General features: G+C 56.3%; 23 protein-coding genes. 17 read left to right on the top strand and 6 right to left on the bottom strand.

Translation table 11 applies throughout. From position 1 onward, the window contains the following. Positions 1-57 precede the first annotated feature (57 nt). Positions 58-1,200: a homoserine O-acetyltransferase gene (locus tag Q8Q08_08710; GenBank protein ID MDP2654096.1), complete on the top strand. Its 1,143-nt coding sequence runs from the start codon at positions 58-60 to the stop codon at positions 1,198-1,200. Beyond that, complete coding sequence (gene metW, locus Q8Q08_08705; GenBank protein MDP2654095.1) at positions 1,197-1,802, top strand: methionine biosynthesis protein MetW; 606 nt, start codon at positions 1,197-1,199, stop codon at positions 1,800-1,802. Before Q8Q08_08710 ends, metW begins: the two co-directional genes overlap by 4 nt. Before the next feature lie 153 nt (positions 1,803-1,955). Here the strand turns inward: metW and Q8Q08_08700 are convergent, their stop codons facing one another. Beyond that, positions 1,956-2,180: a CDGSH iron-sulfur domain-containing protein gene (locus tag Q8Q08_08700; GenBank protein ID MDP2654094.1), complete on the bottom strand. Its 225-nt coding sequence runs from the start codon at positions 2,178-2,180 to the stop codon at positions 1,956-1,958. A 16-nt stretch (positions 2,181-2,196) separates the two neighbouring features. Beyond that, positions 2,197-2,433, bottom strand: coding sequence for a CDGSH iron-sulfur domain-containing protein (locus tag Q8Q08_08695; GenBank protein MDP2654093.1), 237 nt, complete (start codon positions 2,431-2,433; stop codon positions 2,197-2,199). Positions 2,434-2,637: 204 nt separating this feature from the next. Here Q8Q08_08695 and lhgO point away from each other — a divergent pair, with 204 nt between their 5' ends. The 11 genes from lhgO (at position 2,638) to moaA (ending at position 12,573) form a co-directional block, all read left to right on the top strand. Continuing rightward, positions 2,638-3,834 carry an L-2-hydroxyglutarate oxidase gene (lhgO, locus tag Q8Q08_08690; protein ID MDP2654092.1) on the top strand — a complete coding sequence of 399 codons (1,197 nt, stop codon included), beginning with the start codon at positions 2,638-2,640 and terminating at the stop codon, positions 3,832-3,834. A 235-nt stretch (positions 3,835-4,069) separates the two neighbouring features. Then, entirely contained in the window at positions 4,070-4,627 is a 558-nt protein-coding gene (locus Q8Q08_08685) for a NifU family protein (protein MDP2654091.1), read from the top strand. Between the two features lies 1 nt (position 4,628). After that, positions 4,629-4,988: a 4a-hydroxytetrahydrobiopterin dehydratase gene (locus Q8Q08_08680; protein MDP2654090.1), complete on the top strand. Its 360-nt coding sequence runs from the start codon at positions 4,629-4,631 to the stop codon at positions 4,986-4,988. 111 nt (positions 4,989-5,099) lie between these two features. Next, the gene (locus Q8Q08_08675; protein MDP2654089.1) at positions 5,100-5,567 is read left to right on the top strand and encodes an Rrf2 family transcriptional regulator; all 468 of its coding nucleotides are present in this window, start codon (positions 5,100-5,102) and stop codon (positions 5,565-5,567) included. Positions 5,568-5,618: 51 nt separating this feature from the next. Next, positions 5,619-7,070, top strand: coding sequence for a Fe-S cluster assembly protein SufB (gene sufB / locus Q8Q08_08670; GenBank protein MDP2654088.1), 1,452 nt, complete (start codon positions 5,619-5,621; stop codon positions 7,068-7,070). Positions 7,071-7,077: 7 nt separating this feature from the next. Next, complete coding sequence (locus tag Q8Q08_08665) at positions 7,078-7,554, top strand: hypothetical protein (protein ID MDP2654087.1); 477 nt, start codon at positions 7,078-7,080, stop codon at positions 7,552-7,554. Between the two features lie 31 nt (positions 7,555-7,585). After that, on the top strand, positions 7,586-8,344 hold the full coding sequence (sufC, locus tag Q8Q08_08660) for a Fe-S cluster assembly ATPase SufC (GenBank protein ID MDP2654086.1): 759 nt from the start codon (positions 7,586-7,588) through the stop codon (positions 8,342-8,344). Between the two features lie 26 nt (positions 8,345-8,370). Continuing rightward, on the top strand, positions 8,371-9,729 hold the full coding sequence (sufD, locus tag Q8Q08_08655; GenBank protein MDP2654085.1) for a Fe-S cluster assembly protein SufD: 1,359 nt from the start codon (positions 8,371-8,373) through the stop codon (positions 9,727-9,729). A gap of 60 nt (positions 9,730-9,789) precedes the next feature. Further along, positions 9,790-11,022: a cysteine desulfurase gene (locus Q8Q08_08650; GenBank protein MDP2654084.1), complete on the top strand. Its 1,233-nt coding sequence runs from the start codon at positions 9,790-9,792 to the stop codon at positions 11,020-11,022. Positions 11,023-11,032: 10 nt separating this feature from the next. Then, complete coding sequence (locus Q8Q08_08645) at positions 11,033-11,488, top strand: SUF system NifU family Fe-S cluster assembly protein (GenBank protein MDP2654083.1); 456 nt, start codon at positions 11,033-11,035, stop codon at positions 11,486-11,488. Beyond that, positions 11,485-12,573 carry a GTP 3',8-cyclase MoaA gene (gene moaA, locus Q8Q08_08640; GenBank protein ID MDP2654082.1) on the top strand — a complete coding sequence of 363 codons (1,089 nt, stop codon included), beginning with the start codon at positions 11,485-11,487 and terminating at the stop codon, positions 12,571-12,573. Before Q8Q08_08645 ends, moaA begins: the two co-directional genes overlap by 4 nt. 137 nt (positions 12,574-12,710) lie before the next feature. Here the strand turns inward: moaA and murB are convergent, their stop codons facing one another. From murB to ispH, 4 genes are read right to left on the bottom strand one after another with little or no spacing between them, the layout of a single operon-like run. Continuing rightward, a complete protein-coding gene (gene murB / locus Q8Q08_08635) occupies positions 12,711-13,670 on the bottom strand; it encodes a UDP-N-acetylmuramate dehydrogenase (GenBank protein MDP2654081.1) in 960 nt (319 codons plus the stop codon). After that, on the bottom strand, positions 13,667-15,193 hold the full coding sequence (locus tag Q8Q08_08630; GenBank protein ID MDP2654080.1) for a ThiF family adenylyltransferase: 1,527 nt from the start codon (positions 15,191-15,193) through the stop codon (positions 13,667-13,669). Before Q8Q08_08630 ends, murB begins: the two co-directional genes overlap by 4 nt. Before the next feature lie 21 nt (positions 15,194-15,214). Beyond that, on the bottom strand, positions 15,215-15,469 hold the full coding sequence (locus Q8Q08_08625) for a 2Fe-2S iron-sulfur cluster-binding protein (GenBank protein MDP2654079.1): 255 nt from the start codon (positions 15,467-15,469) through the stop codon (positions 15,215-15,217). A 9-nt stretch (positions 15,470-15,478) separates the two neighbouring features. After that, a complete protein-coding gene (gene ispH / locus Q8Q08_08620) occupies positions 15,479-16,411 on the bottom strand; it encodes a 4-hydroxy-3-methylbut-2-enyl diphosphate reductase (GenBank protein ID MDP2654078.1) in 933 nt (310 codons plus the stop codon). 175 nt (positions 16,412-16,586) lie between these two features. On the opposite strand from ispH, the gene ispG reads away from it, so the two are divergent. From ispG to Q8Q08_08600, 4 genes are all read left to right on the top strand, one after another. Next, positions 16,587-17,801, top strand: coding sequence for a flavodoxin-dependent (E)-4-hydroxy-3-methylbut-2-enyl-diphosphate synthase (gene ispG / locus Q8Q08_08615; GenBank protein MDP2654077.1), 1,215 nt, complete (start codon positions 16,587-16,589; stop codon positions 17,799-17,801). Positions 17,802-17,815: 14 nt separating this feature from the next. Then, positions 17,816-18,694 (top strand): signal peptidase I, encoded by an 879-nt coding sequence (lepB, locus tag Q8Q08_08610; protein MDP2654076.1) that lies wholly within the window; start codon positions 17,816-17,818, stop codon positions 18,692-18,694. A gap of 87 nt (positions 18,695-18,781) precedes the next feature. After that, positions 18,782-19,072, top strand: a complete 291-nt coding sequence (locus Q8Q08_08605) for a hypothetical protein (protein MDP2654075.1) — start codon at positions 18,782-18,784, stop codon at positions 19,070-19,072. After that, the gene (locus tag Q8Q08_08600) at positions 19,072-19,551 is read left to right on the top strand and encodes a hypothetical protein (protein MDP2654074.1); all 480 of its coding nucleotides are present in this window, start codon (positions 19,072-19,074) and stop codon (positions 19,549-19,551) included. Before Q8Q08_08605 ends, Q8Q08_08600 begins: the two co-directional genes overlap by 1 nt. The last annotated feature ends 106 nt before the right edge of the window (positions 19,552-19,657 follow it).

Genomic DNA, 19,657 nt, shown 5'->3' with positions numbered 1-19,657 from the left:
TTGACACCCCCACAGGGGTGTGATACGATTTTGAAACACCCGCAAGGAGAGAACCTGATGAACAAACCGTCTGCCGAAAACCCCGCGGACATCCAGCACGTTGAGACCCAGGCGTTCACATTCAGCGGAATGACGCTCAAAAGCGGCGTGAACCTGGGCCCGGTCACCCTGGCCTACGAAACCTACGGACGGCTCAACGCCGACAAAAGCAACGCCATCCTGGTTTTTCACGCGCTCACCGGCGACGCGCACGCCGCGGGCTGGCACAAGGGCGCCAGAAAGCCCGGCTGGTGGGACGCGATGATCGGCCCCGGCCGCGCCTTTGACACGGACAAATATTTCGTGATCTGCGCCAACGTCATCGGCGGGTGCAAGGGGAGCACCGGCCCGGCGTCCGTCAATCCGGCCACCGGTAAGCCCTACGGGTTGAGCTTCCCGGTCGTGACCGTTGAGGACATGACCGTGTCCCAAAAATACCTGATCGACCACCTGGGCATTAAAAAACTTTTGTGCTGCACCGGCGGGTCCATGGGAGGGCTGATGGCGCTGGTCTGGGCCACCAAATTCCCGGACGCTGTCGAGTCCTGCCTTTTGATCGCGACCAATTACCGCCACACCGCCCAGCAGATCGCCCTGCACGAGGTCGGACGCCAGGCCATCATGGCCGATCCCGACTGGCAGAACGGCGACTATTACGGCAAAAGCATCCCGACGCGGGGGCTGGCCGTGGCGCGCATGCTCGGCCACATCACCTACATGAGCGAGGCCTCGATGGAGCAGAAATTCGGCCGCAAGCTGTTCAGCAAAGAACGCCTGGGGTATGATTTCTCGCATGACTTCGAGGTGGAAAACTACCTCAAATACCGCAGCGACAGCTTTGTCCAGAGGTTCGACGCCAACAGCTACCTGTTTTTGTCCAAGGCGCTGGATTATTTCGACCTCTCGGAAGACGGGAAGCTGGCCGACACGTTCAAAAGCGTGACTTCGAAATTCCTCATCATCACGTTCACCTCGGACTGGCTCTACCCGTCCTACCAGGCCAAGCAGATGGTGCGGGCCCTCAAAGCCAACGACATCGACGTTTCCTTCATCGAGATCGCGACCAATTACGGCCATGACGCGTTCCTGGTGGAAATTGACGGCCAGTCGCGGCTGGTGTCCAACTTCCTGGCAAAAGTCGAGAAAGAGAGACGGCCATGAGCGACCCTCTGCCGGACAACATCCGCCCGGACCACAAACTGATCATCGACATGGTCGAGCCCGGATCCAAGGTCCTGGACCTGGGTTGCGGCAACGGGGACCTTCTGCAACTTTTGATCAAACACAAGAATTGCCGGGGGACAGGCATCGAACTCGACGAAAAGGCCGTGTTCAACTGCCTGGAGCGGGGTGTTTCGGTGTCGCAGGGGGACCTGGACAACAGCATGCAGGATTATTCGGACAAACGCTTCGACTACGTGATCCTCAATGAAAGCTTGCAGGAAGTCCTCAACCCCGAGCACGTTCTCAAGGAATCCGCGCGGGTGGGGAAAAAAGTCATCGTCGGCATCCCTAATTTTTGCAACATCTCCGCGCGCCTGCAGATCGCCCTGCTCGGCCAGGTGCCTGTCACCAAATCCCTGCCGTACAAATGGTACAACACCCCCAACCTGCGTTTTCTGAGCTTGAAGGACTTCCGGAATTTCTGCCAGGAGCGCGGCATCACCATCGAAAAAGAACGCGCGGTCGTCGGCAAGACCGAGATCCCGTTCTGCAAGAATCTCCTCGCCTACGTCGGGGTTTTCCTGCTCAAGAAGGAATAAGATAGCGGCCAGAAGGGCCTGGGCTGTGTCCCGCGCGCAGTTCGAGACCGTTTTTCCCTGGTTTTCAATTCGGAGAAAAACGGGATCGCTGTTTGAGCACGGGACACAGCCCAGGCCCTTCTTGTATGACAGGAAACAATCTCTTCAAAAAAATCAGCTGACAGTTTTATGCGTACCGTCGCAAAACGGCGGGGTGGAGGTCGCCTTGCACATGCACCAGGCGACCTTTTTCTTTTCTTCAAAACGGACGACCTTGGGGAAAAGGCCGGTGGAGCCGTGAGTCCCGTCGCAGAAGGGCTGTTTTTGGGACAGGCCGCAGGAGCACCAGGAGTAACTCTTGGCCTCCACATCCATAATCAGGGGCGAGTATTTTGGCATGAGGTCAGCGGACGGATCACAAAGTCCTGTGGGTCCCGTCACAAAACGGCTTTTTGGCGCTGTGCTTGCATCCGCACCAGGCCACCTGTTGTTTAGCATCGATCTTTTGAATGATCGGACGGAATTCACTGCCGCGGTGCGACCCGTCGCAATACGGCTGGTTCGTCGACTTCCCGCAGGCGCACCAGGCATACGTTCCCGGTTCGACCTCAACAACATAAGGGCCTTTTTGAGCGATGATCGGATCACCCATACGCATCCTCCTCGGTTATGTACAGCCCTAATTGTAAACGGCTCTTCGGCACAAGTCAACCCCGGCCTTGCGGCCCGCAGGGGAGGGGAAAACCGCGGATTCCCATTGGCTCCTTCGGGAGTATTTTGCTTTGCCCGCCAGGAGGCGGACTAATGCAAAATCCGGGTTGAAAAAACAGCTTTTCGCAATTAAGATGGAAGCATCATGAAAAACGATTACGATTACCTCATCGTCGGCTCCGGGATCATCGGGCTGGCCATGGCGCGCGCGCTCAAAGCGTCCAGGCCGCAGGCCTCGGTCCTGGTGATCGACAAGGAGCCCGACACCGCTTACCACGCCTCAGGCCGGAACAGCGGGGTCCTGCACGCCGGGTTTTACTACACGGCCAACAGCATGAAGGCCAAATTCACCGTTGACGGCAACCGCCGGATGAAGGAATACTGCCGCGGCCGCGGCATCCCGATCAACGAGTGCGGAAAACTGGTCGTGGCCCAGGACGAAAAGGAACTCGAATCCCTGTTTGAACTCGAACGGCGGGGCAAGAGGAACGGCTCCAACATCGAGATGGTGGATGAAAAACGGGCCGCCCAGCTCGAACCCAACATCCGCACCTTTCAAAAGGCCCTGCACTCCCCGGACACGGCCAGCGTGGATCCCAAACAGGTCTGTCAGGCCCTGAAAGAAGACCTGAAGGCCCAGGGCGTGGACTTCAGCTTTGATACGGAATACCTTTCCCGCGATGGCAACACTGTGCGGACCTCAAAAGGCGAATTCCGGGCTGTCCGGGTCATCAACTGCGCCGGCCTCTACGCGGACAAGGTCGCGCATGATTTTGGATTCGGCAAAAACTACACCATGATCCCGTTCAAAGGGCTGTATCTCAAATACACAAAGAATAAGACCGACATCCGCATGAACATCTACCCCGTGCCGAATCTGCAAAACCCGTTCCTGGGCGTGCATTTCACCAAGACCGTGGCCGGCGATATCAAAATCGGTCCGACGGCCATCCCGGCGTTCTGGCGAGAAAATTACCAGGGGCTTGACGGATTAAGGGGAGGAGAGCTGACCGAGGTCCTTTTCCATGAAGCGAAACTTTTCCTGAAAAATTCCTTCCATTTCCGCGACCTGGCCTTTGAGGAGATGCGCAAATACCGCAAGGGCTATTTCGTCGCCCTGGCGCAAAAACTTGTCCGGCAGATCGACCCGGACGGGTTCACCGAATACACTAAACCCGGCATCCGCGCCCAGCTCCTGGACAAGAAGACCTCAACCCTGGTCCAGGATTTTGTCGTGGAAGGGGACAAACACAGCACCCACATCCTCAACGCCGTTTCTCCCGCCTTCACCTGCGCTTTCCCGTTCACCGAATTTGTCGCCAAACAGCACATTTGGGGCTGAAAACCGGTTCCGCAGCAACCTCTTTATCTAAGTCTAAATCTGAAGTATTTATTGACAAACCAGCCGGGAAAGCGTATATTTCTATCGAAAGAGTCGAGATTCTTACATTGGTTTACGGCTTTCGAGCCCCGGAATCACCCCGCGTAACTACGTCACCTCTTGCCGCATACCCTGGACAAAGAGAGCCGATGGGATGAATCAAACGGATTGAAAAGCCGAAACGGAGGATGACGTCATGGATATCCGATTAATGGTCCAAAGCACACCCAACCCCAACGCGCTCAAATTCGTCCTGAACATCCCCGTTAAGACCGATGGGAAAGTGACTTACAAGCGGATTGAAGACTGCGTCCACAATCCGCTGGCCATGAAAATTTTCGGCCTCGACCATATCGAAGAAGTTTTTTTCTTTGACAATTACATCACGGTCACGCAAAACGGCGACGCCGACTGGGACGTCCTCGAGGAACAGGTCAAAAAGACCGTCCTGGACAACATTCAGGCCCACGACCCTAATTTCAAAACCGAAGAGCCCAAGCGAGCTTTGCCGGCAACCGACAACCCGGAAGTCGCCAGAGTTGAGGAAATCCTTAACCAAACCATCCGTCCGGCCCTGCAGATGGACGGGGGAGACATCCAGATCATCTCCCTGGAAAATAACATCCTCATGGTCAACTACCAGGGCGCCTGCGGCTCCTGCCCCAGCTCCAGCATGGGCACGCTCAAGGCCATCGAGAATATTTTAAGGGATCAATACAACCAGGACATCGTCGTTGAAATGGCGCCGTATTGACATGGACACGCCGTTAGCGCAAAAAAAGTGCACACCCTGTGAGGGGAAGAGCAACCCGCTGAGCGCGGAGGCCGCCGGAGAGTATTTGACACATGTGCCCGGCTGGGCGCTTCAACCGGACGCAAAAGCCATCGCCAAAGATTTCACGATGAAAAATTTTTTGGCCGCGGTCCGTTTCATCGAGAAAATCGCCGTGGTGGCGGAGGAAGAAAATCACCACCCGGACATCCACCTGACCGGATACCGGAAACTGCGTGTCGAACTGAGCACACATGCCATTGGCGGATTGTCGGACAATGATTTTATTCTCGCGGCAAAGATAGACCAGTTACCGGCGGAACTCAAGGAACGGAGCGCTTGAGTTCGGGACGGCCGGTCAACCCTTGCTGCTTTGCTCCGCAAAGCAAAACCGCAAGGGTCAATTCGTCTAACAATTTATGTCGCTAACGCTCCATCAATTGGAGACTCATTGATGTTCAAAATCAACCGCAAAATCGAATACGCCCTGATCTCCCTGAAACACATGAGCACCAAGGCCCCGGGGCAACTGACATCCGCCAAAGAGATCTGCGACGCCTACCACACGCCGTTCGACCCGACCTCGCGCGTTTTGCAGATCATGGCCCAGAACGGCATCCTGCACGCCGAGCAGGGCGCCCACGGCGGGTATCTGATCGTGAAAGACCTGACCAAGATCACCGTCGGCGACCTGAACGACCTGATCGTCGGCCCGATCAAGATCGCCAGCTGTTTTTCCGGCAACTACTCGCACTGCGAGCTCAACGTCAGCTGCAACGTGATCGGCCCGATGCTGAACCTGAACGAACGGATCAGCGAGATGTTCCACCAGATCAAGGTCACGGACCTGATCCAGTCCCGCAACTCGGGGGAGAAGAACATCCGGGTCAAACCATTTTTGGCCCACAAGGGCAACAATTGAAATCAGCGTTTCAAGCGGAGAAATCCCATGCCGAAATCCCACGAAAAAGAGATGCTCAACGAAAAAACCATTGGGGAGAACAAGCTCTCCAGCCGCGATTATAAATACGGTTTTTATACCGACGTGGAGTCCGACAGCATCCCCAAAGGGCTGAACGAGGACATCATCCGCCTGATCGCGGAAAAGAAAAGCGAGCCCGGCTGGATGCTGGATTGGCGGCTGAAATCCTACAAGCACTGGAAAACCATGACGGAGCCGCACTGGCCGAACTTCCAGTACGGTCCGATCGACTACCAGGGCCTCCGCTACTACAACGCGCCCAAAAAACGCAAAAGCGGGCCGGGCAGCCTCGAAGAGGTGGACCCGGAGATCATCAAGACCTTTGAGAAACTCGGCATTCCGGTGGGAGAGCAGAAACGCTTGAGCGGAGTGGCCGTGGACGCCGTTTTTGACAGCGTCTCCGTCGGGACAACGCACCAGTCCGAACTGGCCAAACTCGGGGTCATCTTCTGCTCCATGACCGAGGCCATCCAGCATCACCCGGACCTGGTAAGAAAATATCTGGGGTCCGTCGTGCCGCATTCCGACAACTTTTTCGCCGCCCTCAATTCCGCGGTGTTCAGCGACGGTTCGTTCTGCTACATCCCCAAAGGCGTGAAATGCCCGCTGGAGCTGTCCACGTATTTCCGCATCAACGCCGCGGAATCGGGCCAGTTCGAGCGCACGCTGATCGTGGCCGAGGACAACAGCCAGGTCAGTTACCTGGAGGGCTGCACCGCGCCTTCGCGCGACGAAAACCAGCTGCACGCGGCCGTGGTCGAGCTGGTGGCCCTGGATAACGCCGAGATCAAATATTCCACCGTCCAGAACTGGTACTCCGGGGACAAGGAAGGCCGGGGCGGGATTTACAACTTCGTGACCAAGCGCGGCAAATGCCTTGGCAAGAGATCCAAGATCTCCTGGACCCAGGTCGAGGCCGGCGCCGCGATCACCTGGAAATACCCGAGCGTTATCCTGCAAGGCGACAATTCGGTCGGAGAATTCTACTCGGTCGCGCTGACCAATAACCGCATGCAGGCCGACACCGGGACCAAGATGATCCATATCGGAAAAAACACCCGGAGCACGGTCGTGTCCAAAGGGATCTCCACGGACGAATCGAACAACAATTACCGCGGCCTGATCAAAATCATGCCGTCGGCGGACGGGGCGAGGAACTTTTCCCAGTGCGATTCCATGCTGGTCGGGAACAAATGCAGCGCCAACACGTTTCCCTATATCGAGGTCAAAAACAGCACCGCCGTGCTGGAGCACGAGGCCTCCACGTCCAAGATCAACGCGGAGCAGCTGTTCTACCTGCGCTCCCGCGGGCTTGACCTGGAAGGGGCCATTTCGCTCATTATCAACGGCTTCTGCAAAGAGGTTTTCAAAGAACTCCCCATGGAGTTCGCTGTGGAAGCGGTCAAGCTTTTGGAAATGAAGCTGGAAGGAAGCGTGGGGTGAGACATCAATGGTAAAAATATTATCTCTATCTATTGCACTTTTACTCCTCATTTCTCCATACAATATTCACGGAGCATGTACAGAATTCTGGGCCCCAAATGGGACCATTCTTGATGAACCACCCAATGACCTTGAAAAATTTGACGCTATTTTTATAGGCAAAGTGACGGGCATTACCCTGAAGCATTATGGAAGTATCGAGGAATTCAATAAGAAAAAACCATCAACGGATGATGGCGATCTTGCACTTTTAAGAGTTCAGGTACTGGAACCATTAAAAGGAGAAATTGCCCAGGAAGCAGAGATCGAGGCCGCATATGGGGCAATGGCCTGCAATACCATTTATTATGAACCCAATGTAACTTATATCTTCTTTGTAACCGGGAAAAAGCCCGGGCTGCTTTATGCTCAGAACCCGACCCAAAAGTTATCCAATTACAAATGGCTTTCGCAATTGAAATCAAATCTCACTGCTAAACAATAATTCGAACTTGTCCTTTGCAAGGAGAATTCCCATGCTGGAAATCAAGAATCTGCACGCCAAGATCAACGACACAGAAATCCTGAAGGGGATCAACCTGGCCATCAACCCCGGCGAGGTCCACGCCATCATGGGGCCCAACGGGTCCGGGAAAAGCACCCTGGCCAAGATCATCTCCGGCCATCCCGAATATGAAGTGACGGACGGGGAGATCCTCTATGAAGTGAACTTCAAAAAGATCAATGTCCTCGAACTGGAACCGGAAGCGCGAGCCAGAGAGGGGATCTTTCTGGCGTTCCAGTACCCGGTCGAGATCCCGGGCGTCAGCTCGTCGGTCTTCCTGCGCGCCGCGTTCAACGAGATCTGCCGCCACCAGGGGGCCGAAGAGATGGACCCGATGGACTTTGACGAGTATCTTCGCAAAAAGATGAAGCTGCTGAGTATGGATGAAAAATTCATCAACCGGCCGGTCAACGTGGATTTCTCCGGCGGCGAAAAAAAGCGCAACGAGATCCTGCAGATGGCCATCCTCAATCCGAGACTGTCGGTCCTTGATGAAACCGATTCCGGCCTGGACATCGACTCCATGAAAATTGTGGCCGACGGCGTGAACAAGCTCAAAACCAAAAACAACGCCTTTCTAGTCATCACCCACTACCAGCGCCTTTTGAATTACATCGTGCCGGATTTCGTGCACATCCTCCACGACGGGAAGATCATCCGGTCGGAAGGCAAGGAGCTGGCCATGAAAGTCGAAGAGAACGGCTATGACTGGCTGACAGGTTCACGATAACCGGATTTTAAAAGGACAAGACATCCATGGCACAGGACCTGAAAAACATCTCATTCATCGAAGGACTCAAGGACTTCGAAAAACATTTCCTCGCGCCGTCGCCGGATTGGCTCAAGACCGTTCGGCAAGACGCCTTCAGCCGGGCCCTGGAACTGGGCATCCCGACGGTCAAGAACGAAGAATGGAAATACACGAACGTCGCGCCCATCACCCAGCACAAATACCGGCTGCCGAAAGACAAGGGGAAGCTGACCGAAAAAGAACAATTCGACCTTTATTGCGACCCCGCGGAAGTCAACCTCGTGTTCCTGAACGGCGTTTTTTGCCCGGAATTATCGCAAACACGCGCCCCGGCCGGCATCCGTGTGAGCACAATCGCCCAAGCCGTAAAAGGACAGGACAAACAAATCGCGGAATTTTTCAACCGTTACAGCAGCAAAGACGAGACGGCGTTCACGGCCCTCAACAAGGCCCTGGCCGAAGACGGCGCGTATCTCATCATCGAGGACAAGGCCTTCATCGAGCCGCTGGTCCACATCGTCCACATCACGTCCTCCGGCCATCAGGCCGTTATGACGTCCCCGCGCAGTTTGATTGCCGCCGGGAAATCCAGCCAGGCCACGGTGCTGGAAAGCCACCTAACATTTTCGGACGGCATCACGTATTTCACCAATGCCCTCACCGACATCTTCATGTCCGAGAACGCCGTGCTGACTTACTGCAAGGCCCAGGGGGAGAGCCGAAAGGCCTACCACATCGGCACCACGCGGGTGCGGCAGGAGCGGAACTCCAACTTCAACGGATTTTCCATGGTGACAGGGGGGGCGATCACGCGCAACAACCTGGACATCGCGCTCAACGACGAGGGCATCAGCAGTATGCTCAACGGGTTGTACTGCGTCTCCGGGGACCAGCTTGTGGACAACCACACCGCCGTGGACCACCGTTTTCCCAACTGCGTGAGCAACCAGCTTTATAAGGGGATCCTCAACGGCTCCTCGCGCGCGGTTTTCAACGGCAAAATCTTTGTCAAGCCCATCGCCCAAAAAACCAACTCCTACCAGCTCAATAAAAATCTTCTGCTGGGCAAGGGGTGCCGCGTGGACACCAAACCCCAACTGGAAATTTTCGCCGATGACGTGAAGTGCACCCACGGCGCCACCATCGGCCAGCTCAACGAAGACGAGGTTTTTTATCTGCAATCTCGCGCGATCTCGAAAAAAGCCGCGCTCAAGATGCTCGCCCGCGGGTTCGTGGACGACATCCTGGCCAAAATCCCGAACGCGTCCATCTGCCGGAAATTGAACGTCCTGCTGGAACCGACGTTCGCGGCGATCGACCCCCACAGCCCTAAACGCCCAGCAGGGCATACCGGTGGGGGTTAATTCGCCCGACAAACTTGCGTTCGCCTACGGCTTCGCAAGTTTGGGGCTCATTAAATAACTATGAACACGGCGATCATGACCAGCATTGAAAAAATCCGCAAAGACTTCCCCAACCTCCGGGTGAAAGTCCACGGCAAGCCCCTGGCCTACCTGGACAACGCGGCCACGACGTTCAAGCCGCGGTGCGTCATTGACGCCGTGTCGGAACATTACACCAGCGGGGCGTCCAATGTCCACCGGGGGATCCACTACCTGAGCGAACGGGCCACGGCCGCCTTTGAATGGACGAGGGAAAAAATCAAGGTCTTCCTCAACGCCAGAAAAACCTCGGAGATCATCTTCACCCGCGGCACAACGGAATCCATCAACCTCGTGGCCAGCAGCTACGGCCGCACGTTCCTGAAAAAAGGGGATGAAGTCCTCATTTCCGAAATGGAACACCACTCGAACATCGTCCCCTGGCAGATGCTCTGCGAAGAGAAGGGCTGTGTCCTCAAGGTCGCCCCGATCAACGACCAGGGAGAACTCATTTATGAGGAATTTGAGAAACTTTTAACCCCCCGGACCAAATTTGTCTCCATGGTCTACGTTTCCAATTCTCTGGGGACCATTAATCCTGTCAAAAAAGTGATCGACGCCGCCCATCGGGCCGGCGCGGTGGTCCTGATCGACGGCGCGCAGGCTGTGGGCCATTTGCCCGTTGACGTCCAGGACCTGGACTGCGACTTTTTCGCTTTTTCCGGGCACAAACTCTTCGGCCCCACCGGCGTGGGCGTGCTTTACGGCAGGGAAGATCTGCTGGAGAAAATGCCTCCTTACCAAGGTGGCGGGGACATGATCGCGTCCGTCACGTTCGAGAAAACCACCTACAACGTCCTGCCGTATAAATTCGAGGCCGGAACGCCCAACGTGGAAGCCGTCATCGGACTGCGCTCCGCCGTCGAATACGTGCAGAACATCGGCTTCGATCTCATCCAGGCCCACGACCATGAACTTCTGGAGTACGGGACAAAGGTCCTCTCCAAACTGCCGGGACTGCGGCTCATCGGCACCGCCAAGAACAAGGTCGCGGTCCTGTCGTTCGTGCTGCCGAGCATCCACGCCCATGACCTGGGGACCCTGCTGGACAGAGAGGGCATCGCCATCCGCACCGGCCACCATTGCACCCAGCCGGTCATGAAACATTTCGGCGTCCCGGCCACGTCGCGCGCGTCCATGTCCATTTACAACACCGCGGACGAGATCGACCGCCTGGCCGAAGCCGTGAAAAAAGCCAGGAAGCTTTTCCCGTAAAGGGGGAGATATGTCGAACGATCTCAACGAGCTCTATCAGCAGGTCATCCTGGAGCACAATAAAAAGCCCCGGAACTTCCGCAAGATCGAGCATCCCACGCATTCCGCCGAAGGATACAACCCGCTCTGCGGCGACCACCTGAACGTCTATCTGACGGTGAATGAAGACCGCGTCATCAGCGACATCGCCTTCCTCGGTGACGGCTGCGCCATTTCCCGCGCCTCCGCGTCCATGATGACCGAACACCTCAAAGGCAAAAGAATTGACGAGGCCGCCAAAATTTTCGAGCAATTCCACAAACTGATCATCGGCGAACTCAAGCCGGAACACGGCCCGAACACCCTCGGCAAACTCAGCATCTTCAGCAACATCTGGCACTTCCCGGCCCGGGTCAAGTGCGCCTCGCTCGCCTGGCACACCGTCAAAGGCGCGCTCAACAAAGAAAAAACCATCTCAACGGAATGAAAAACATGTCACACGTCACAGGACACACGTCGCAGAAGAACCCAAACACAAATCAGGGACCCCGGGGAGCTGTCGTTACAGACCAGTTCCAGAGGCCCCTGCACGACGTGCGCATTTCCGTTATTGACCGGTGCAACTTCCGCTGTCCCTACTGCATGCCGGAAGACGAATACTCCCACGCCTACACGTTCCTCGACAAGCAGGAGTGGCTGACCTTCGGGGAAATCCTCAGGCTCGCTAAAATTTTCGTCCGGCTCGGCGCGGCCAAGATCCGGCTGACCGGCGGAGAGCCGCTCCTGCGGCCGGACCTGCCCGAACTCATCCGGCAAATGACGAAAATCAACGGGATCGAGGATCTGGCCCTGACCACCAACGGATGGTTCCTGGCCGAGAAGGCCGCCGAACTCAAGGCCGCGGGCCTGCACCGGCTGACGGTGAGCCTGGACACGCTGAGCGAGAAAACTTTTCAAACCATGAGCGGAGGGAAAGGATCGGTCGGCCGCGTGCTGGACAGCATCGGGGCGGCGGCCCTCTGCGGATTTTCCGCCATCAAGATCAACACCGTCGTGCAAAAAGGCGTCAACGACGCCACGGTCCTGGACCTCGTGGAAAGATTCAAAGGCACGGGCCACGTCCTGCGTTTCATCGAGTACATGGACGTGGGCACCTGCAACCACTGGCAGAACACCCAGGTCGTGCCCAGCCGGGAGCTCTACAGGATCATCAACGAACGCTTTCCGTTAAGGCCGGTGGAGGGCAATTATTTCGGGGAAGTGGCGGAGCGTTATGAATTCACAGACGGCACAGGGGAAATCGGATTCATCTCATCCGTGACCCAGCCGTTCTGCGGGACCTGCACCCGCATGCGGCTTTCGACAGACGGAAAAATCTACACCTGCCTGTTTGCCGGGGAAGGGACGGATCTGCGCGGCCCGATCAGGGATGGGGCGTCGGATGACGAACTCTACGCGATCGTGAAGAAGGTCTGGCAGGGGAGGATGGACAAGTATTCCGAAAACCGCTGGCTGTTCCGGTCGCTGAAAGCGACATCGAAGAAAATCGAAATGTTCCAAATAGGCGGCTGACAGGAAGGACCACCACGAACAATATCTCTTAAAATAAACCCCGGATACGCTTTCCAGCCCGAAGCCGTATGGTCGCAAAGACCATCGGCGGCTAAAAACCAACTCCCGCTAAATCAAATGAGCAACCCGCCGATGTCTCACCAAACCAACCGCCCCTGGTCCTCGTCCGTCCCCGAAATCTTGCCTACAAACCTCACCTCACGCTCCAGGGTCAAGCCAAACGCATTCTGGACAATCTCCTTCATCCGCTGGGACAGCCGGTAAACGTCCTGCGCGGTGCAATTTTCGGATTTGACAATGATGTTCGCGTGTTTGCTGAAAATCGCGGCCCCGCCGGAACTGAGCTCTTTGCCTCCGGCCTGCTCCAGGAACCACCCGGCGGCCTGACGCCGCCCGGCTTTGGACGTGGGCTCGATGTTGCGGAAAAAACTCCCGGCACACGGGTACGCGCGCAGATCCGGGTGCTTCTCATGACGAATCGCGAGATATTCATCTCGTTCTTTCAACAAAGGATCCCGGCTTGCCGGGGTCATGGCAAACGCCGCCTTGACCACAATGTCGCCGGTTTCCTTTAAAATCGAATGGCGGTAACGGAAATGCAGGGCCTCCGGCCCGACCTCGCGCAATTCACCGGATGGGGAAAGAAGAACAACCGACTTGAGCACATCCCCGACCTGCTTTCCGAACGCCCCCGCGTTGCCGACGATCGCGCCGCCGACAGTCCCCGGGATCCCCGAGGTGTAATTCAACCCCGCCAGGCCCTGCTGGGCGCAATACAAAGCGAGATGATCCAAAAGCGTGCTGGCCGTGACGGTCACGTCGGTGCCGTCGCGCTGGATGATGGGCTGGTCGCTCACGAAGCGGATCACCGCGCAATCAATCCCGGCGTCCGAGACAACCAGATTCGACCCGCCGCCGATCAGGAGAAAAGGGATGTTGTGCGCGATCAGCCGTTTGACCGCATGCTCCAGCTGTTCAGCCGTCCGGCAGTTGATGAGCTGCCGGCAGGGGCCGCCGAGCTGAAACGTCGTGTATTTGGACAGCGGGGCGCCTGCCTGGACTTCCACGCCGATCTCTTTGGAAAGGTCTAAATTCATGTCTTCAGTTGATTGAGCGCCGAGGCGCCTCCGTTGAGTGCAAAAACATTTTTGACACCGTGTTCTCGGGCGTCTTTAACAAATTTCTCGCTGCGCGGACCTTTCTCGCAAAACACCACATATTGATACTTGGAATCAAATCCAAACGCCGTCCGGCCGGCCTGACTTAAAGGATAGCGGATCGTCTCCACGCTGACAACAGGATTGTTCCGGCATTCGTCCGGCTCGCGGACATCCACGAAGCGGTAACGGCTGATCTCTCGAAGGACAATCGCCGAAAGCGGGAGGGAAAATCCCGTAGCCCCGGGGGGTGAATAATTCTTTTCGTCGATATCTTTGATAGACGGCGCGAGACCGCACAACGGGCAATCGGGATCAGCCGGGGATTTAAGCCTGGAGACCGCGGGGGCCGTCAAATCCACGATCAGCGTTTCCTGCGAAAGGCCGGGAAACCCCAGCAAAGCTTTGATGATTTCCATGGCCTGCCAATGGCCCAAAAGATTGGGAACCGTTCCCAAAACCCCGGTTTCCGCGCAGCTGCCCACGCATCCCGGCTCCGGCATCCGCGGCCACAGGCAGCGCAGACAGCCGCGCGGCCTGACGGGATCATAAACGCGCAGCTGGCCTTCATACTGATAAATGCCCGCCTGCACCAGGACCTTGCTCAACAGCAGGGCCGCGTCATTCAACAAAAATTTCGCCGGAAAATTGTCCGTGCAGTCCGCGAGCACATCATAATCCTTGATGATCTTTTCAGCGTTCGAGCTGTCCAGGCGGACGGGATGCACAATGACGTTGATAAAAGGATTCAGGGCCCTGAGCCGGGACTCGGCCAATCCGGCTTTCGGCTTTCCAATGTCCTGATAATTGTAAAGAGACTGGCGGTGAAGATTCCCGGCCTCCAGCGTGTCAAATTCGCAGATCCCGATGGTGCCGACGCCCGCCTGGGCGAGAGAGGTGAGACAGGGGCATCCCAGCCCGCCGGCGCCCACGACCAGCACGCGGGCGTCCTTGAGTTTTTTCTGTCCCGAGGCGCCGACCTCTGGAAGGAGGACTTGCCGTTCATAAAACCGGGCCTCCGGCAGATCGCCCGCCGGCGCAGGGGAGGCGCCCGTGAGGACATTGATCCATCCCGAATCTCCGTCGGTGTAAAATTCTTTTTTCCAGATCGGCAGGCGGGTTTTCACCTCATCGATGATATACCGGCAGGCCTTGAACGCGTCGTCCCGGTGCGAGGCTGAAACACCGACCCAGACCGCCAGATCTCCGATCTCCAGGACACCGGTGCGGTGAACGCATTGGGCCTCGATGACAGAAAATCTCTCCCGGGCCTCCTGCAGGATCCGCTCCGCTTCTTTCAGGCAGAGCGGCTCAAAGACTTCATACTCGAGCTTAAGGACAGGCCGTCCTTCATTGCAATTACGCACCCAGCCCTCAAAGCCGGCAAAGGCGCCGGCTTCCGGGTGGCTGAAGGAAGACTTGAGAGAGGCAGGGACAATGGGGGATGATGTCAATCGAAACATAATGAGGGCGGGCACCGCCGGTTAATAAGTGACTTTCACCACACCGGATTTTAAAACGCACTGACAGCTCAAACGGTGATTGCGGTCCATGCCGAGGTCGAGCTCTTCCTGGTTCAACTCGCCGATATTGTCCGCGCCTTCCAGGATTTCGATCTGGCAGGTCCCGCAGACACCGGAATTGCAGCTGAACGGGATCCCGGCCTTTTCGCAAACTTCCGCGATCTGGGTGTTGTCGGGGATTTCGTGCTCAATATTGTCGATGATCAATTTTGCCATTGATAACTCCTAAGCCAAAACCTTAACATCCGGCAGTTTAAAAACAATGTTCTTTTCCGGATTCTCGAAATTGTGGACTTTGGTATCGGGGTATTCCTTCTGGATACGCTCAATGAGCTCGTCCACGATGCACCGGGGCACGGAAGCGCCGGAACTGATCCCGACCTTTGTCTTGCCATTGAGCAGATTGATGTCCAGCTCGTCCGCGAAATCAATGATATAGCTGGCGACGCCTTCATTGGCGCCGGTCTCGCGCAGACGGTTGCTGTTGGAACTGTTGGGAGAGCCGCAAATGATGATGAGGTCGCAAAATTTAGCCAGCTCCTTGACCGCATCCTGCCGGTTCTGGGTGGCGTAACAGATGTCAGAGCGGGGAGGGGCCTCCAATTTCGGGAATTTTTCTTTGAGTTTTTCGATCAACCCTTTGGTCTCGTCCACCGAAAGCGTGGTTTGGGTCAGGTAGGCCACTTCCTTGTCCGGATCAATGTTCAGCTCATCGATGTCCTTTTCATTCTCGACGATATGAAGCAGGTCAGGCCGGACATACCCGGCCGACCCGGTGAGCTCCTGGTGGCCTTTATGGCCGATCAGGACGATCTCTTTCTCGCGTTTGGAAAATTTGACCGCCTCGTTGTGCACCTTGGTCACCAGGGGACAGGTGGCATCCAGGAACTTGAGGCTGCGCTGGCGGGCTTTGTGGATGACCGCCGGAGGAATGCCGTGCGCGCTGAAGATGATCCGCTCACCCTCAGGCACCTCGCCCACATCCTCCACGAACACAACCCCGCGCTTGCGGAAATCATTGACCACAAAGGTGTTGTGGACGATCTCGTGATAAACGTAAAGGGGGGCTCCGTATCGCGCCAGGGCCAGCTCAACAATGTCCACCGCGCTGGCCACTCCCGCGCAAAACCCCTGTGTCCTGGCTAAGAAGATTTCCATAGGATCATTCCCCTGCTTCAACCTCGTAGGTTGAAATGGGCTCAAGCTGCTATGTTGGGAAGGGGCAGTTTCCGATTGCAATACCCCTGTTTATTCCCTATAATTATTAAAAATTTACGGAAGTCAGTATAGCATGTTTCCCTCGGGGAAAAAACACTTTTTGAGGTCCTGACCTATGGAACTGGCCAAGCGGCGCAAGACCCCCACCGTCAAAGTCGGCAATGTCCTGATCGGCGGCGAGCACCCTGTCGTGATCCAGTCCATGACCGACACGCCCACCGCGGATATCGAGAAAACCCTGGCCCAGACCATCGAACTGATCGAGGCCGGCTCCGAACTGGTCCGCTGGACCGTCAATGACGATAACGCGGCCAAGGCCGTTCCCGAAACCGTCAAGATCCTCCGCGACAAAGGCTTTCAAACCCCCATCATCGGCGATTTCCATTTCAACGGCCACACGCTCCTGCGCAAGCACCCGGCCTGCGCCAGGGCCCTGGACAAATACCGCATCAACCCCGGCAATGTCGGCCGCCGGGAAAAGCATGACGAGAATTTTACCGAGATCGTGAAGGCCGCGGCGGACCACAACAAGCCCGTGCGCATCGGCGTCAACTGGGGCTCGCTGGACCAGGAACTGCTCACGGGCATGATGGACAAAAACGCCAGACTCAAAAAGCCCAAGGACGCCAAACTCGTGACCTACGCGGCCATGATGGAAAGCGCCCTGCGCAGCGCCGAGCTGGCCGGCAAGGAGGGATTGGGCAAGGACAAAATCATTTTAAGCGTGAAGATGTCCATCCTGCAGGACATGGTCACCGTGTATTCTCTCCTGGCCCCAAAATGCAATTACGCCCTGCATCTGGGATTGACCGAAGCCGGCGGCGACACGCAGGGGATTTCCTCCAGTTCCGCCGCGCTGTCTATCCTCCTTCAGCAGGGGATCGGAGACACCATCCGCGTTTCCCTGACACCCCAGCCGGGCGTGAAACGTTCCCGCGAGGTGGAGGTGTGCAAATATCTCCTGCAATCCATGGGCCTGCGGTATTTCAAGCCCAGCGTGACCAGCTGTCCCGGCTGCGGCCGCACGTCGAGCAATTATTTCCAGATCCTCGCCCAGGACATCAACCAGCACATCGAACGCATGATGCCCGTTTGGAAAAAGCAGTATCCGGGCGTGGAGCGGCTGAAGATCGCGGTCATGGGCTGTGTCGTGAACGGCCCCGGCGAAAGCCGCCACGCCGACATCGGCATCTCTCTCCCCGGAGCCAGCGAACAACCCGTCGCGCCGGTGTATGTGGACGGCAAAGAGTTCAGGACGCTGAAGGGGGAACGGATTAGAGAGGAATTCGTCGGAATTTTAGAAAATCACATTAAAAATAAATTCAAATAAACCCGTTACAAAACATGCCCAACAATCCGCACCCGTCCAACATCTCCGCCATTTATGAAAAATTGACGCCGCGCTATCCGACGCTGGCGATGCTCTTGTCGTTTTTCCTCCCCGGAGCGGGGCAGATTTACCTCAAACAAAAGGGAAAGGGGACAGCCCTCCTATGCGCCACAACGGCTTTTCTGGGAGGATTCATTACCATCGTCGCCAACCCTTCCGGGGAATCCAATAAATACCTGTTCCTTGCCCCGTTGGTCTTCCTGCTTTATGAACTTTTCGCGGCGCAGGACGCGTTCTTCAGCGCCCGCGCCCTGAACGCGAAACACCACCTGCGTCCTCAGCCCAACGCCAGGCAACAGGCGTTGATGATCGCCGGGACCGTGCTGGCGCTCATCTTCAACCCGTTCCATTACCTCAAAAACCAGACCAACGACATCATCCAGATTTTCCGGATCAACTCCTCCTCCATGGAACCGACGTTCAGAAAAGGAGAGGTCTGCCTGATTGACAAGAGCGTCTACCGGCTCTGGAACCCGAAACCGGGGGACGTCATTGTATTCAATGCTCCTCAGGATATCGACCGGCTGTTCGTAAAGCGATTCATCGCCAAAGAACACCAGACGGTCGAAATCCGGAACGGCAAAGTGATTGTCAACAACGCGCCTCTGGACATGAAGGGGATGGCCGCCATCCGTTACGCCAACGCCGGCCCTTACGGGACCCCGGGAACAGCGCTGAAAGTTCCCCCGGGGCACTATTATGTTCTGGGCGACAACAGCGCTTCCAGCAAGGACAGCCGCGACTGGGGATACCTGCCCAACGGATATCTGGTGGGGAAAGTTTACAAAAGCTATTTCCCTGTGGACTTCATCGGCCGGTTGCTGATAAGATAAACCCACCATTAAGGATTTGAGCCTTTGCCGGTCTCCCGCGCAGGGGCATCGCGGATTTAGACCTTTAACCCAAACAAGGAGGACCCGATGGTTGATTATGATCCGAAAGTGATCCAGGAATACGCCGAACGGCTCACCAAGCAGTCCCGGTCCATCGTGGCCATGCAATTTTTTATCGGGCTGCTTTCCGGGATGATCATCGCCGGCGGCATCACCGCGCTTCTGGACGTCGGGTATGATTTCCTTCTGATCGCCGTGGGCACGCTGGTCGGGGCCGTCCTGGGGATATTCTCCGGACAGAACAGGGCGTTTGACATGAACCTCAAGGCCCATACCGCCCTGCTGTTGTCACGGATCGAAAAAAACAGCCGGGGATAATGCCTCGTCCAAACCTCATCCTGGCGGCCGCGATTGCGGCAGCCGCCCTCGTGATTGGGTGGTTTGTCGCTCCGCAATTCCTGTTTGACGCCGAATCCTCCTACGAGAACATCATTGGCGAATGGCGGGGGACGTTTGCCGTTGACAAAGACGTCAAAAACGTCGAACAGACCGGCGAGGTCGCCCTGACGTTCCTGCCGGACAAATCCTGCCTTTTGTACATTGACAGCATCCGTGAGGAACAGAGCACTCATGTCTCCCGGGACGGGAAATCCCGAAGTTCCTCCACCGGCCACTACAATTCCAAACGCGAACTCGACTGCCATTATCACCTGCAGCCGGCCTGGTTCGGGCCCCGGCTGGTACTGGCCATTCAGGCGCGCAGTTATTACACCATGAGCTTTGAACCTTTCGTGGTTGTGCGAAAACCGGGCAGGGACATCATGAGATACCCCCGATTTAACGGACGGGTTAATTAAAGGACAGCCGTGGTCTCAGCCATCTCTGGCGTAATATAGTTCAAGGACTGATGGATTCGTTGCCTGTTATAAAATATTTCCAGGAATTTGAATACTTCCGACTGGG

The sequence above is a fragment of the Candidatus Omnitrophota bacterium genome (genome assembly GCA_030688425.1).
GTDB lineage: Bacteria > Omnitrophota > Gorgyraeia > Zapsychrales > JANLHA01 > JAUYIB01.
Note: the sequence above shows the minus strand (reverse complement) of the source record. Positions and strands in the feature narration are given on the sequence as shown.

Coding starts and splice junctions, on each gene's coding strand:
- lhgO (MDP2654092.1), top strand. CDS start 2,638: ATGAAAAACGATTACGATTACCTCATCGTCGGCTCCGGGATCATCGGG.
- Q8Q08_08600 (MDP2654074.1), top strand. CDS start 19,072: ATGCCTCGTCCAAACCTCATCCTGGCGGCCGCGATTGCGGCAGCCGCC.
- Q8Q08_08605 (MDP2654075.1), top strand. CDS start 18,782: ATGGTTGATTATGATCCGAAAGTGATCCAGGAATACGCCGAACGGCTC.
- Q8Q08_08625 (MDP2654079.1), bottom strand. CDS start 15,469: ATGGCAAAATTGATCATCGACAATATTGAGCACGAAATCCCCGACAAC.
- Q8Q08_08645 (MDP2654083.1), top strand. CDS start 11,033: ATGTCGAACGATCTCAACGAGCTCTATCAGCAGGTCATCCTGGAGCAC.
- ispH (MDP2654078.1), bottom strand. CDS start 16,411: ATGGAAATCTTCTTAGCCAGGACACAGGGGTTTTGCGCGGGAGTGGCC.
- metW (MDP2654095.1), top strand. CDS start 1,197: ATGAGCGACCCTCTGCCGGACAACATCCGCCCGGACCACAAACTGATC.
- Q8Q08_08710 (MDP2654096.1), top strand. CDS start 58: ATGAACAAACCGTCTGCCGAAAACCCCGCGGACATCCAGCACGTTGAG.
- Q8Q08_08650 (MDP2654084.1), top strand. CDS start 9,790: ATGAACACGGCGATCATGACCAGCATTGAAAAAATCCGCAAAGACTTC.
- murB (MDP2654081.1), bottom strand. CDS start 13,670: ATGAATTTAGACCTTTCCAAAGAGATCGGCGTGGAAGTCCAGGCAGGC.
- Q8Q08_08695 (MDP2654093.1), bottom strand. CDS start 2,433: ATGGGTGATCCGATCATCGCTCAAAAAGGCCCTTATGTTGTTGAGGTC.
- Q8Q08_08680 (MDP2654090.1), top strand. CDS start 4,629: ATGGACACGCCGTTAGCGCAAAAAAAGTGCACACCCTGTGAGGGGAAG.
- lepB (MDP2654076.1), top strand. CDS start 17,816: ATGCCCAACAATCCGCACCCGTCCAACATCTCCGCCATTTATGAAAAA.
- sufD (MDP2654085.1), top strand. CDS start 8,371: ATGGCACAGGACCTGAAAAACATCTCATTCATCGAAGGACTCAAGGAC.
- Q8Q08_08700 (MDP2654094.1), bottom strand. CDS start 2,180: ATGCCAAAATACTCGCCCCTGATTATGGATGTGGAGGCCAAGAGTTAC.
- Q8Q08_08675 (MDP2654089.1), top strand. CDS start 5,100: ATGTTCAAAATCAACCGCAAAATCGAATACGCCCTGATCTCCCTGAAA.
- moaA (MDP2654082.1), top strand. CDS start 11,485: ATGAAAAACATGTCACACGTCACAGGACACACGTCGCAGAAGAACCCA.
- sufC (MDP2654086.1), top strand. CDS start 7,586: ATGCTGGAAATCAAGAATCTGCACGCCAAGATCAACGACACAGAAATC.
- sufB (MDP2654088.1), top strand. CDS start 5,619: ATGCTCAACGAAAAAACCATTGGGGAGAACAAGCTCTCCAGCCGCGAT.
- Q8Q08_08630 (MDP2654080.1), bottom strand. CDS start 15,193: ATGTTTCGATTGACATCATCCCCCATTGTCCCTGCCTCTCTCAAGTCT.
- Q8Q08_08685 (MDP2654091.1), top strand. CDS start 4,070: ATGGATATCCGATTAATGGTCCAAAGCACACCCAACCCCAACGCGCTC.
- ispG (MDP2654077.1), top strand. CDS start 16,587: ATGGAACTGGCCAAGCGGCGCAAGACCCCCACCGTCAAAGTCGGCAAT.
- Q8Q08_08665 (MDP2654087.1), top strand. CDS start 7,078: ATGGTAAAAATATTATCTCTATCTATTGCACTTTTACTCCTCATTTCT.